The organism is Microcosmobacter mediterraneus, assembly GCF_031846265.1.
Lineage (GTDB): Bacteria > Bacteroidota > Bacteroidia > Flavobacteriales > Flavobacteriaceae > Microcosmobacter > Microcosmobacter mediterraneus.
The window spans coordinates 86,862-101,572 of sequence record NZ_JAVRIA010000001.1 but is presented as its reverse complement, the minus strand read 5'-3'; the positions used below and the strand labels follow the sequence as shown (position 1 = coordinate 101,572).

Here is a 14,711-nt window from a genome sequence, read left to right as displayed (position 1 = left end):
ACTTAATTTCTTTATCACTTTATTGTCTTTTAATACGTTGAGTTGATAGAATCCTTCTTTAAGGTGATCTATGCTTATATATATTTTAGAGGTTGTATCCTCAGTGTTTTTTTTAGCACTTTTTATCATTGTCGCACAACGTGTTTTTAACTAATACAAATGTATTTAAGCAAGATATTGGTGACTATTAAATATGTTCCAGAGTCATGAAAATATGTGTCAAAATTTCTGAAATGAAGAATATGGAAGGGTTTACTTACGCTTTTGCAAGATATTCGTTTGGCGATGTGCCGTAGGTTTCTCTAAAACATCGGCTAAAATAGGAAGGTGAATTAAAGCCAACTTGATAAGCAATTTCGGTAACTGTTTTGTCAGATTCTTTTAAAAACTGAACAGCTAATTTTAGACGCTCTAGGCGCAAAAATTCTGAAGCCGTCATGTTAACAATAGCTTTTAATTTTCTGTGTAATTGCGTTCGGCTCATGAGCATTTCTTCAGCAAAACGTTCGCTAGTAAACTCTGAACTTGTGAGATTGATTTCAAGAATTTCCTTTAGACGCTTTAAAAAATCTGTTTCAGTGGTCGTGATTTTAACATTAGGAGTTAGGGCAAAACCATTACTGTAATATGCTTGCAGTTGTTTTCTAATCTCAAGCAACGCTTTTACTCTTGTTTTGAGTAGATCAACACTAAATGGTTTGGTGATGTAGGCATCAGCTCCTATTTCTAAGCCTTTAATCTCGTTGTCTCCTCCTACTTTTGCAGTTAATAATACAATAGGTATATGACTGGTTAACTGATTTGTTTTTAAATCTTCACATAGACTAACACCATCTTTTATTGGCATCATGACATCGCTAATGATTAAATCTGGAATGTGTTGCAACGCTAGGTTTACGCCTTCTTCTCCATTACTAGCCTCAATTACTTTATAATGATTTTGAAAGGTTTTAGTTACAAACTTTCTAATATCATGATCATCTTCAACAACTAGTATAACGGTAACATCATTGGTAGTTTCAACTGTATTTTCTTCTGCAATCGCTGTCTTAATCTCTTTTTGAATCACCTCAGATGCAGAAAAAGCAGCTGCTGTTATTGGTAAGGTTACAGTGAACTGAATCTTATTATCCTCAAGCTTATTTGCTAATATGGTTCCATTATTAAGTTGCACCAGCTCTTTTACCAATGCTAAACCAACACCAACACCTTGCGCTGAAGCATCTTGCTGATAAAACCTATCAAAAAGAACCGTTAAATCTTTATCGTTTTTATATGTTTTATTTACTACTGATAGCACAAAAGATTGATTTTGTTGACTCGCTTGAAATAAAATAGTAGAATTTGGTGTGGCATATTTAATGGCGTTAGAGAGTAAATTAAAAACAATTTTTTCTACGCTATCACTATCAAACCAAACAGATTCTAGCTGATTAATACTCGATGCTATCTTGAGTGATTTCTTTTCTGCTTGATATTGAAACACATCAACCGATTGTTTTAAAAGCAGGCTTAGATTAGCCTCAGTAATGTTTAACTTTAATTGGCCAGAATCAATCAAAGCTAGATCCATAAGTTGATTGACCAGATCTAAAAGACGATCTGCATTTTGCTTCACTAAATGTAGTTCTTCTTTATCTTCTGGTTTAATGTGCTCTTTGGTTAATTGATGCTCAATTGGCCCTGAAATTAAAGTTAGTGGTGTTCTTAGTTCGTGAGAAATATTGGTGAATAAATTAGATTTTATTGCATCTAATTCTTCAATAGCTCTCAGCTTAGTGGTTGCTACTTTTTGCCTGTATCGTAATTGAAAGAAATAGAACAAGATCGAAGCCAGTACTAAAAAAATGAGTATATATGCAAAGATGGATTGATGCCAGGGTGGATTAATTTTTAATGCTAATGATGTGATCGGCACATTATCATTAGCTTGGTATGCCGCTTTTACTGAAAGCGTATGATTCCCATAATTAAGGCTATTAAAATTAATAGTGTTGTCGTCAGATTTTGTCCACGTAGTATGATTATCTAGTTTATAATAATATTTTATTTTATCAGGAAAACGATAATCTGTTATCGCAAAGCTTACCGAAAAATTAGGTTGATTATGATTAATAGTAATTGGTTGATTTTTTTTGGAAAAATCTAAAATTTCTTCAGAATTTTCTCCCATAATTTGTAATGATGTAAATTTTGGGAAGCTTAAAACTTCTGGATACGAAAAACGTGATGCGTCAATAATCTGCACACCTTTATCTGTTCCGAAATAGAGTATATTGTTATCTCTAGTACTTGATGAGTATAAACATGCATTAGAAATTAAACCATCTTCTTCCCTAAGATTAAGCAATCTATTATTTGCTTTATCGTATATATAAATACCATCTGTTATAGTACTAATCCACATTAAATTATTAGCATCAGTTTCTATTGCCATTACTTTTTTATCAAAAAAACTTCCATTGACAATAAGTGGTAAGAAGTTATCTTTTTCTCTGTTATAAACGTTGATTCCAAAATCTGAACCAATCCAAATTTCACCTTTTTGATTGAGATGAATCTCCATAACAACATCAGAATTTATAGAATTTTTAGTTGTATTGTTATGCGCATAATGTTTATAATTGAATACATCTTTTGCATCATCTATATTAGAGACATTAGGAATTCTGTACAATCCATCTCCAACAGTAATTGCCCATAAATTGTCATCTCTATCAATCTGCAACCTTAGTATTTTAACGTCTTTACCATCATGCTTAGATTTTAAACGATAGATGTTATGAATTTCACCGCTAGCACTAAGCATGTATAGTCCTCTCCATGTGCTAACCCAAATTCTGTTATTTTTATCTTCAACAATACCATAGATTCTAAGTGATTCGTCATTACCATTTTTTCTCAAATCAAAAGAGGTTATATTATCATTTTTATCAATAAAAAAAACACGACCATAATAATGACCAAACCACAAACCATCTTTAGTTTTACAAAGTGAAGTTACTCTGGTATCATTAAGTGTTTCTTGCTTTAGGATTCTGTTTGAATTCTTAATAATCCTATGTAAGCCTTTTCCGCCACCTATGTAAATGGTGTCTGAGTATTTTAAGATTTTCCTCGCATGATAATCTATTGAACCTGTAAAAACTTTGCCCAATAAACTTTCTTTAAACAAACCTCTGCTTGTAGCTATCCATAATAGGTTTTGGGTATCTATAAGTAATTTATTAATTCCTATGCGTTGAAATTGTTGTAGGTTATAATTGTAAATTTCAAAGGTTTTAGCTTCTGAATCAAAACTGTAATTTTTCTTTTCACCTATGATAATACATTTGCCATTTTGCAGATTAGACATTGTGGTGATAATGTCATTATTAGGCATTTTAATTTCTGAAGGATTTTTATTAAAATCATAATAAAATAACTTACCATCAGAAATAAACATAATTGATTTTTCACCTGTGACTATGAGTTGATCTATTGAAAAACTGTTCAACACTTCATCAAGCCTACCAGTTGATTTATTAAAAGAAAAAAGTTTGTTCTCAAAAACCACAATTTCAGTTCCATCATCTAGCTCATAAACACGCGTTGTTTGACTTGCTTTTTTAATTTTTAAAAATTCTGAATCTTCTTGAGACTTTCTAAATAATCCACTTCCGCTGACCACCCAAATTGTAGATGCTTTTGTTGTGAAAACATCAAAAATCAAAACAGGACTATCACTTTCTGCTGTAGAAGACATATCAACTTTAGTGAATTTTGAAGTTTTTTCATCAAATTTCACTAATCCTGCACCATGAGTTCCAAGCCAAAATACACCATTTTCATCTTGGTGCATTGAGCGTACCCAGTTTGCAGGTAATGAATTTTTATTGGTAGGATTATAACGAAAGGCTTTAAAATTTTTTCCGTCATATTTATATAATCCATCTTGTGAACCAACCCAAATGAAGCCATCTTTATCTTGAAGTAATGAAGAAATCCATTGTCCAGAAATTTCTTGTTTTATTTCATTGAAATTTTGAAAAGTAGGCTCAATGTCTGCTTGGCCTTGAATAAGGTTTGAACACAACAAAGTAGATAAAAACAATAGTTTTTTAATCATATAGTTACAACCCTATATTATAAAATGTTTTATTACTATTAATCATTAAATTGATTTCTTAAATATAAGACAAAAGGTATATACTTTAAATCATATATACCTTTCATCTAACTAAACTATTTCATAGTTACCTTTGACTAAACAATAACTACTCTTTCACTACTCGTTTAACTACAGTTGCATTTTCGAGTCGTATTTTCATTAAATATACACCAGAGTTTAAGTTAGATACATTAATGTCTTTAGTATAAAATATAGCGATTCGTTTTCCGGTAATATCGTAGAGCTCTACATGATCGAGTAACATTTCGGTTTGTATGGTTACCCTGTCTTTTGTAGGATTAGGATAAACACTAAGCTCTAGGTTGTTGGTAACCTCCTCCACGTTTAATAGCGAGAACATAAAACTTTCCATACCAGAGGTTATACCTGCAAAGTAGTTTTGCGTCGTAGTCATATCTATGTTAGCATTATAAAAACTATCCACAGCACCACCTAAGCCTTGTGCAATTGGGTCTGTGTTAAGTAATATTTCTAATACACCAGCTGTTGGCATGTTGCTAACTTCAAAGCTAACCAAAGTAAAAGGTACACCATTACTGTGCGATAGTATGGTTTGTCCTGGAGGCAGATTCATTAAAAACCCATCTCTTGTACCATCACCTAAGCCTAAACCTGTGAGCTGTGCTGCAGTGAACTCTGTTGTTCCCCAAACACGAGCATTAAAATCACTAACATTGGTTACATCTGCATTACCAGCAGGTAGCATCAGTGCAAAGCCTATATCTGATATGTCAGTATCTGTGGCATCAAAATCTGGTGTAGCAATGACAGAAAAGGTGTAGCCTCCATTGTGCTGTAGAGCAAACTCATAACCTTGTGAAAAACCAAGGCTGGAGATTAACATAAAAACCAGTAAAGTGTAATTTTTTTTCATAATAAATATTTTTCTTAATTCTTAATTCTTAATTATTGATTGTTGGTACTGTAGTGTTTATGATATAGGTTGGGAAATTGAAAAAATTACCAGGAAACGCTAGTACATTATCCTTAATAATATTACTATCATTTGGTGCTCCAGAGAATCTAGATAAGCTGCTTAAATCCACATCAAAGGATAAATAACCACTTGATGAATACGTAATGAAATTGAAAAGGTTAGCAACATCTGCTAAGATGTAATCCTTAATAGCATTAGCATCGCTTAAACCTCCAGAGAATTGTATAGACTTATCACCATTAGCATCACCTGCCCAAAGTGCTGTATCACCAGAGCCCAACACTACTTGTGCATTAGCACCAAAGGTTGAGAATCCTGAATCCTTAAAGTCAATAGTTACAGCAGAGGCATCACTAAACTGAACAGGATTTTCACTCATCACACCCAAATGATTGCGATGTTGTATGGCAATGTAATAGGTGTTCTGCGGAATGCTTAGGGCTACATTAGAAGTACCATCTATATCTACAATATCACCATCTCGTTGCAATAGTGCAGAACGTCCTTGTATTTGTCTTTGATTGTCGTTATTAGAACGTATAGATATCCACACCCAATCCACTATGGCATTATTGCCAGTAGCATTAAGAACAGAAGCATTACAGGTTGCTGCATCTGCATAAGGTGTCGTGGTCGGCAACAATCCACCGCTCCTTAGGTCGTCGTTCATCAGTCCAGCAGTATCTGGATTAAGTATTGGACCTTGCAAGAGCACCTGAGCATTAATCTGCAATCTAAATTCTGGATTGATAAAACCTTCAGAGAGGGAGACTCCAGAAACTGAACGCTCAGCTATAGCAACCTCGCCAATGGTATATAAAACTTCTATGCCTCCAGCTGTCGCTGATGCACCTCCTGAATCAATACTGTATTTTTCTATGGTTTGGCTATATAGAAAAGAAGTTATCAGTAATAAACCTAATGTGATTGATGTTGTCTTCATATTAATTAGTGTCTAGAGTAATTACAGGTAAACATTAAATATTTGATATTTCAAAATTCTAAAATTAGGTTTAAAGCTGATTTAACATATGTACCAAAATGTATAACAGATGTAACATTAGTTGTTTTCTAGAGCCTCGACCCTAGCTTTTAGCAGATCATTCTCTCGTTTTAACTCTTGTATGGCTTTTACTAAATAAGGTACCATACCTGTATAATCCACAGCCTTAAATTGAATATCATCCATTGGTTGCGCTCCAGCTTCAATTTCTTCTTTTGTTGGAGCTGGTTGAGTAGCAGTTTTAACTAGTTCAGGCATAATTCGCTCAACATTTTGTGCTGTAAAGCCAGTACGAAAACCTTTTGGTAAATTAATATCACAATAAGTATCATTTTTATATATGTAATTTTCAATCGGCAAATCCATTAATTTACTTAAAGCGCTGTCTTGAGTAAGATGTATATTGGTTTTCAAATTTTCGTCAGACGGTAAATATGATCCAGTTGTAAATACATCTCCAGCAAAGTAACCTGCGTATTTATCTCCTGAAGCATTAGAGGCTAGTAAAGAAGCATAAATAGCATAAGTATTTCCTGTGCCATTATCATTATCTGCTATTGCTCTAACTCCATAAGCATCAGAGTCATCAATTGCATCAGAATCTGCACGTGAATATGATCCATAACTTGTACCACCAGTATTTAAAACACTACTATAGCTTCCATAGGCAGGAACACTTGAAAAGTTATTTTTATCTAAATCTATATATAATCCATATTGTGCTGATCCTGAAGAAGTACTATTATGATCAATAAATATTGATCTTGATGCTAAATCATCATTTTCAATATCTATTAAATAAACTGGAGTAGCATCATTAATACCAACTTTGCCATTCTTTAATATTGTAAAGGCATTATTCCTATTAGCATCATTAGTACCGTTTCCAATCTCAAATAGTTTATCTGTTTCTTCCCACTGAACACTATTACCTCCTCCAACATTATAGCGACCAAAAGATGTAGAGGCATAGGCATTAGCATTAGTACTAAAGTTTGAGGCTAATGAAAAATCGCCTGAAGCTGTGGTTCTAAATCCAGTTGAAATAGCTATAGAACCAGTTGCACCTGCTGTAGTTGAAGCAAAATCATTTCTGCTCAAATCCACAGCTAAGCCTCCAATGTTACCATAATTATTTGGGTTAGCTCCAATAAGCCGCCAACCATCACTATTCCCTTCATCAATTGCTTCTAATCCGGATAAATTTCGAGCTTCACTGGCAACTAGCGCATGTTTGGCATAAGGTACTTCCTTAAATGCTGTAGTTCCTAAATCAATTAAACCACTTCCTGTATTTATTTGAACGTTTAAAAAATAAGATGTGGCGCCCCAATCTATAATATCAAAATTCCCAGCAGAAGGTGTCCCTTCTCCTATATTTACAATAATTAAACCATTATCATCTGTTGCAGGAGTATGGGTTTCTTGATAGACAATTGTACCATTTTCTGTGGTTTGGATTAATGTAAATTGTATTGTAACTAAATCGTTTGATAAAACATTACCATTACTATCTTTTACTATGGCTTTATAATTAATGCCACCTTGCCCAAATCCAAAGACGCTAAAAAAAACAAAAAGAGTTATATATATAGTTCTCATAACAAATTGATTATTTAATGTTATGAATAAAACTATTCTATTGGGTTAACATTTTAAAGGTAGAATGTAAAAGTGTGTTTCTTTATTACAGAATACGTAAATTTGAGTGTATAGGTGTAAATACTTTTAATTGATATGTTTTTAGGTTTTTCAGATTGTGTAAAAAAGGATACATTTCGGTTAAGAAATGTCACACTTATACATTTCATTTATGAACTAAGAAACCTTATGCTTATAATTACCTTCTAATTCTTAATTAATTTAATCCTTGTTGTTAAGACAAATAAAAAAAATACTGACTATTAGTTTTATCTTATTGACTTTCTTTAAAGCAATTGGGCAAGAAAAAACGACTTCAAATATATCAGATCATTTCAAGATTTATGAAAGCTTAAAGACAGATAATGAAAGGTATGAATATCTAAAAACATTAAATAAACATGTTAAGCAGATACATATTGATTCAATTAATGCTATACTGAAAGCAGATAAAAACAATTTTGTAATTCAATTTGCTCTAGCTGAACATTTGCGTGTTACCAAAAAATACCATAAAGCAGTCAAGGTATACTTAAAACTAGAACAAGATATCTTAAATGTACATCCTATTGACTATGAATTATTGTCTGCTACAGTATTCTACAGCACTCTCAATATTTCTTTAGAGAATTTTAGTTTTAAAGAAGGTCTCAAAGTTTTATATAAAGGCTTAGATTATGCTGAAAAAAGCAAAGTAGATAAATATATTGGAGACTATCATTCTAATATTGAATATTACAATGCCATGTTAGCAAACTATAAAGAATCCTTCTACCATAATAAAAAAGCTTTTGAGATAGCAAAAAAAAATAATGATACCCTTGACATGATTATGTCATTAAAAAAATTAATGGTGGAGTTTAATTCTTTTGATGATAGTAAAAATGCCATTAAAATATGGAATCGCATACAACCTCTACTAAATAGTCACCGCTCTTTAGGCTTCCCGCCTGGTAATTTCTACGAACTGGCTACCGAAGCATATATTAATTCTAAGCTACTCGATTCAGCTAAATATTATAATAATTTAGGTCTTAAGATTGATAGTATTAATGGTGATTTTTATTTCTACAGTAGCAAGAGTTTTGATAAAGGAACCATTCTATTAGAATCTAATAAAATCGAAGAGGCTCAGCACGTTTTTTTAACAACATATAAACTTGCCAAAAAACATAATAACAAACGTATTGAAGTAATGTCTTCAATTGAATTGGCAAAAATTCACCTTAATAAAAGTGAACCCGACAAAGCCTTAACCTTTCTCACCTCTTCATATAAATTAAGAGGTAGTATAAGAAACTTTTATACAGGAAGAATTGAGTTATGGCTCTCAAAATCTTTTGAAGCCAAAAAAGCTCTAGATTCGGCACTCTATTATATTTCTAAGTCAGAAAAATCAAAAGCTTCAGAGAATAGAAATATTGCTAAAAGGCAAGCTGCCTTAGCAATGATAGAACTAGATATTGACAGCTACATTGATAAAAATGAAGAATTGACACAATCCAACGAAGCTTTGAATCAACAAGTTTTTAAATCGGCAAAAACTAGAAATATTCTCATTTATTCTTTTTTAATAATTGCTATTTTAACAGGTCTCTTTTTTTACCAAAAAAATCAAAAAGAAAAACTTCGAATTAGCCAGTACAAAGAACAACTTAGTAATAAAGAGCGTATAGCTATAGAAGCAGAACTAAATTCAATACGCTCGCAAATGAATCCGCATTTTATGTTTAACTCGCTTAACTCCATTAATGAGTTTATACAAAATGACAGCAGTGAAGATGCTTCAAATTATTTGGTGAAATTTTCTCGATTAATGCGATCTACACTAAATTATTCTAAACGAAAACTTGTTACTTTAAAAGAAGAAATAGACCTTTTAAAATTATACCTAGAGCTTGAAAGTTTACGTTTTTATTATTCTATTGATTATACTTTTAATATTAAAGATTCAATTAATTTAGAAGAAATGCTAATTCCACCAATGATGCTTCAGCCATTTGTTGAAAATGCCATTTGGCATGGATTAATGGCCAAAGATGGTGATCGAAAATTAAACCTTCGCTTTTTTGAAAAAAACAACAGTTTAATTTGTGAGATTGTAGATAACGGTATTGGTAGAGTTGCTAGTGCAAAACAAAATGTGCATAAAAAGAATCATAAATCACAAGGTGTAGGACTTACAGAACGTAGATTAGAACTTCTTAAAAGTATTCATGGAAACGAAGCACGTGTAGAAATTGTAGATTTATACAACAATGAAAAAGCAACTGGAACTTTGGTTAAACTAATTTTACCTAAACAACAGTAAGCATGATTGACGCAAAGATTACCGCACTTTTAATTGATGATGAACCTATGGCATTAAGTGCTATAGAACGTATGTTAACCAAACATTGTTCTAATATTATAATTATAGGAAAAACCAAAAATCCTGAAGAAGCTGTTGATTTGATTAACAATCTAAAACCTGAAATTCTATTTTTAGATATAGCAATGCCTCGAATGGATGGGTTTACACTTCTTAATTCAGTTAGTTATAAAAAGTCTCAAGTTATTTTTACTACTGCATATGATGAGTATGCACTACAAGCTTTTAAAACTGCAGCAGCAGATTATCTTCTTAAACCTATTGATCCTGATGAGTTAAAGCAGGCAGTAATAAAGGTGAGTGAACAACTACAAAGTGATGATACTCAAAATTATATTGCCGATCTATTTGAGCGTTTACAAAAGAATACTAAATCAATTACTTCAATTGGCCTGCCTTCTATGGAAGGTTTAGACTTTGTTAAAACAGAAGCTATTATTTACTGCAAAAGTGATGGTAATTACACCGAAATTTATCTCGATAATAATCAGAAAATCCTTGTGACCAGAAAACTAAAATTTTTAGAAGAGAAATTAAATGATTCCCAATTTGTACGTGTGCATAATTCGTACCTAGTCAATATCAACTTTGTGAAAAAGTATTTAAAAGGACGAGGTGGCACCCTTGTAATGTCTAATGGCGATAGTCTGCCAGTTTCAGTGCGCAAAAAAAATGATTTTTTAGATGCGTTTTAGTTAGAGATGTTATTCTCTACAACTTCAATACGTGTTAAAAGCGCTTGAAGCATTTCGTTTTGCTTTTTATTTGTATTCTTTTCTTCTGAAATTGAAAGACGTTGAGTTTCAATAATCTCCTGTTGCTCTTGTATGGCTTTTATTAAAATTGGTATCAATTCTGTATACGACAAGGTGAGTAAATCACTTTCTTTTACATAGTGAGTAATACTTGGAAAGATTTCTCTAACTTCTTGAGAGATTAAGCCATGGTTACGATTAGTATCAGTTTGGTCTTTCATAAGGTAAGTAACTGGATTAAGTTGCAGTACTTTATTAAGAGTACCATTCTCTATTACTATAATGTCTTTTTTTAATTTTCTATCAGAAACAGCAACATATGCTCCGCTCGTATTATTAAAATAACCCAAATAATTACCGTTAGTATACAATGTTAAGGAGCCGTTAGAGTGTGTTGCTAATTGAACTGAATTAGCTGTACTCGAATTTCTTATACTTAAAGCATTGGCTCTATTGCCTGGTGTAGGCAGTACGTTATCATGTAAGACCTCAAAAAGACTTGCTGGATTTGTTGTATTAACACCAACTTTTCCATCTGTTTTTATAATAAATGCATTATGTCTGTCTGCTATTGCTTCACTTGTGCCATTACCAACTATAAATAAGCCGCTAGCATCAACCTCACTAAACTTACCAATAGCAGTTGATGCGTAAGCAGTAGCTATAGTATGGATTCCCATACTTGTTGAATTAGTTCCTACTGCTGTAGTATTGTTTCCTAAAGCAGTTGAAGAAGGACCACTCGCAATTGTACTTGTTCCGGACGCAAATGTTTCAAGATCAAAAGCAACTGTATTACGTCCTAGAGCAGTAGAATAATCTCCAGAAGCTATTGTATTTTCACCCATTGCAGTAGATGAAAATCCCGAAGCTTCAGTATCATTGCCCATGGTTGTTGAATGAGTTCCTGTTGACTTTGTATTTCTGCCTAAAGCAATTGCATAGTTTACTGTAGCTTCAGCGCTAGTACCTAAAGCTATTGAGTGAAAACCAAGTGCTTTAGAGTTATTTCCAATAGCTATAGAAGTTGAACCTGAAGCTTCATTACTTAATCCAAATGAAATAGAATTACTGCCCAAAGCCTTTGAAGCGTCTCCAAATGCAACTGAATTAGAACCGGATGCTTCGGTATGAATTCCAAAAGCAAATGAATAATTTCCCGTAGCGCCTTGGTTAGTGCCTACCGATTGTATGCTCAAATCAACTGCGTTAATACCAAGATCGCCATGTGATCCAGAATTAACACCTACTAAACGCCAACCTCCATTATCTACATCATCATCAGTTTCGTCTATGTATTCTAAACCAGTAACATTTTTAGCAACATCTGCTTCTATGGCACTAATGGCTTGTATGGCATATGGCACAAACTTAAAGGGTTCAATTCCCATTTCTAAATAAGTACCATCTTGTTCTATATCAATTTCAGTCTTTAAAAGGGTGATATTAGTCGTCCAATCAATAGTTAGAAAATCACCTTGTAAAACCATATCTCCTTGCCCAATAGTTACTGTTATAATACCATTTGCATTTGTAGCTATCGAGTGCTTTTCAATATAATCTCCAGCAGCACCATCTACAAGTATAGTGAAGCGTATATCGATTGTTTGGTTTGCAACCACATTACCCAAATTGTTTTTGATTAACGCTTTATAACTAATGCCGTTTTGACTGTAACTTGTTATTGATGTTAACAAGATAATAAGCAGTAGTATTTTTATTTTCATGATCTTAGTTTTTATAGATGATAAATTGAAAAGGTGCTGGTACTTTATTAAAAGTACTACTGAATATATGCACCTTCATATCTCCACCAGAATAGGTAACATTTGCTGTTCTAAAAAAATCTGTACTCACAACTACTGAAGCTGATGAATTAGAAGCACTCAAGGTCTCTCCATTGACAGAAATTGTATAGGTAAAGTCTACTTCTCTGGTTACAGTAAAGTTTCCTGTACCACTTAATATATCATTTGGATTTGTACCATCATCACCATCAAAGCTACCATAAGCAATAGGGATCATATTTGCATTGCCAGTGAAAGTAGTATGTACTTCTCCATCAAATTTAGCATCACCATTTTCCTTTATTACAAAGGCATTGTTTCTATTACTATCATTAGGTCCATTACCAACTACAAATAATCCATCAAAGTCATTAATATTATATCTACCAATGGTTAATCCTGAATTTACCACTGCAAAAGTATTATAGCCCATTGCGGTTGAATTTGATGCAATTGCTCTTGTGTTTTCACCTAAAGCCGTAGAAGATATTCCTGAGGCCCAAGTATCATTACCAATAGACAAGGCATAATCGGCACTTGAAACCGTATTATTTCCCATTGAAACTGAAGCAAATCCAGAGGATTGAGCTTGATTACCCATGGCTATTGTAGAAGTATTTGAAGCTGTTGATCCAAAACCAATTGCAATTGAGTAATCACCAGTAGAAATTGAAGAAAACCCGGCAGAAAAAGACCTAGAACCCGAAGCTTCTGTACCTGATCCAAATGAAGTAGAATAGCTACCAGTTGCTCCTTTAGGGTCCATACTAGAACTTTGTGAGCTAAAATCAATAGCATTTAAACCGATGGGTCCATAATTAGCTGCATCTACTCCTATTAATCGCCAACCACCATTATCTGTACTATCATCTGTTTCATCAATATATTCTAGGCCAGAAGAGACTTCATAATTGCTGTCAAAATATTCCTTTGTAATTAACGCTTTATCATCAGTAATTTCAGAAATGTCAAAACTTGGTGCAGTGATTGTTCCATTTTTTAAAACCGTTAAGGCATCCCTCTTAAAAGATCCATTTATACCATTACCGACAACAAATAAACGATCCGTTTCTGCCCAAGCTAAAGAGTCTATTGGAATATAATCAGTATTATGTGAGCCAATGACAGTTTCAGAAAAAGATCTAGCAGATGTATTACGACCAATAGCAGTTGAGTAATTCCCTCTAGCTTCATTACCTGTACCTAAAGCTGTAGCAACAAGTCCTGAAGCTTTAGAAGAGTTTCCAATAGCAATTGAAGTGTTTCCAGATGCGTTTGAAAAACTACCCATTGCAAATGAATTAGAGCCAATTGCTTTTGTAACATATCCCATAGCAACAGATCGATTTCCAGAAGCAGTTGATTGTAATCCCATTGCAGTTGAATTTTCTCCTGAAGCTTTTGTAGATTCACCAGTAGTAAGTGAATTTTCTCCAGTCGGACCATGTGTAGAAGAAATAAATAAAGAGTGGCTTAAGTCTACAGAGTTTTCACCAATATTGCCTCTTCTTTCTGGATTTACTCCAATCATTCTCCAACCATAAATTGGAAGATTAGTTGCAGAATCTATACTGTCTGTTACTTTTTCTAAACCTGTAGGTGTTGCAGGTTGGTTTGTTAAATCATTATAATCTCCACTAAACACATTATCTGCATGTATTGCCATTGGTACTTTTGAAAAACTTGATTCTCCAAAATCAACAAAAGTGCCATCTTGCTCTATATCTATCTCTATATTGAGTGTAATATTTGGAAACCAAAAGCCATCTGGAAAGTCTCCAGCTATAATTTCATCACCTTCACCTATATTTACAATAGCAACTCCATTAACATCTGTAGTAGTGTGATGAATCTCTATATATGAAGGAATAAAATTTGGCCCAACTAAAGTTTGAAGGGTGAATCGTATATCTATATCTTGGCTTGCAACCAAATTACCCAAATCATCTTTAATTAATGCTTTATAGTTAATGCCGTTTTGAGCTACGGTTGTTATAGTAATTAAGAGTGTTAATAACGTAAGTTTTGTTTTCATTGCAAAGATGA

The 14,711-nt window shown here is 33.0% G+C and carries 8 protein-coding genes; 2 read left to right on the top strand and 6 right to left on the bottom strand.

Going from position 1 to position 14,711, the window contains the following annotated elements; genetic code table 11:
- Nucleotides 1–256: 256 nt before the first annotated feature.
- The 4 genes from RM697_RS00410 to RM697_RS00395 all read right to left on the bottom strand — a co-directional run bounded on the left by RM697_RS00410 (nucleotide 257) and on the right by RM697_RS00395 (nucleotide 7,713).
- Nucleotides 257–4,108 (bottom strand): two-component regulator propeller domain-containing protein, encoded by a 3,852-nt coding sequence (locus tag RM697_RS00410; RefSeq protein WP_311425859.1) that lies wholly within the window; start codon nucleotides 4,106–4,108, stop codon nucleotides 257–259.
- Between the two features lie 148 nt (nucleotides 4,109–4,256).
- Nucleotides 4,257–5,045, bottom strand: coding sequence for a T9SS type A sorting domain-containing protein (locus tag RM697_RS00405; RefSeq protein ID WP_311425858.1), 789 nt, complete (start codon nucleotides 5,043–5,045; stop codon nucleotides 4,257–4,259).
- A gap of 28 nt (nucleotides 5,046–5,073) precedes the next feature.
- Nucleotides 5,074–6,051: a hemagglutinin protein gene (locus RM697_RS00400; protein WP_311425857.1), complete on the bottom strand. Its 978-nt coding sequence runs from the start codon at nucleotides 6,049–6,051 to the stop codon at nucleotides 5,074–5,076.
- Nucleotides 6,052–6,168: 117 nt separating this feature from the next.
- Nucleotides 6,169–7,713, bottom strand: coding sequence for a DUF8740 domain-containing protein (locus RM697_RS00395; RefSeq protein WP_311425856.1), 1,545 nt, complete (start codon nucleotides 7,711–7,713; stop codon nucleotides 6,169–6,171).
- 316 nt (nucleotides 7,714–8,029) lie between these two features.
- Here RM697_RS00395 and RM697_RS00390 point away from each other — a divergent pair, with 316 nt between their 5' ends.
- Together RM697_RS00390 and RM697_RS00385 are read left to right on the top strand one after the other, a co-directional pair.
- Nucleotides 8,030–10,063 carry a sensor histidine kinase gene (locus tag RM697_RS00390; RefSeq protein WP_311425855.1) on the top strand — a complete coding sequence of 678 codons (2,034 nt, stop codon included), beginning with the start codon at nucleotides 8,030–8,032 and terminating at the stop codon, nucleotides 10,061–10,063.
- Between the two features lie 2 nt (nucleotides 10,064–10,065).
- Nucleotides 10,066–10,818 (top strand): LytR/AlgR family response regulator transcription factor, encoded by a 753-nt coding sequence (locus tag RM697_RS00385; RefSeq protein ID WP_311425854.1) that lies wholly within the window; start codon nucleotides 10,066–10,068, stop codon nucleotides 10,816–10,818.
- On the opposite strand, the gene RM697_RS00380 is transcribed toward RM697_RS00385, so the two are convergent.
- Nucleotides 10,815–12,605: a tail fiber domain-containing protein gene (locus tag RM697_RS00380; protein WP_311425853.1), complete on the bottom strand. Its 1,791-nt coding sequence runs from the start codon at nucleotides 12,603–12,605 to the stop codon at nucleotides 10,815–10,817. The two genes, RM697_RS00385 and RM697_RS00380, sit on opposite strands and share 4 nt — an antisense overlap.
- A gap of 4 nt (nucleotides 12,606–12,609) precedes the next feature.
- Entirely contained in the window at nucleotides 12,610–14,700 is a 2,091-nt protein-coding gene (locus RM697_RS00375) for a hypothetical protein (protein ID WP_311425852.1), read from the bottom strand.
- Between the last annotated feature and the right edge of the window lie 11 nt (nucleotides 14,701–14,711).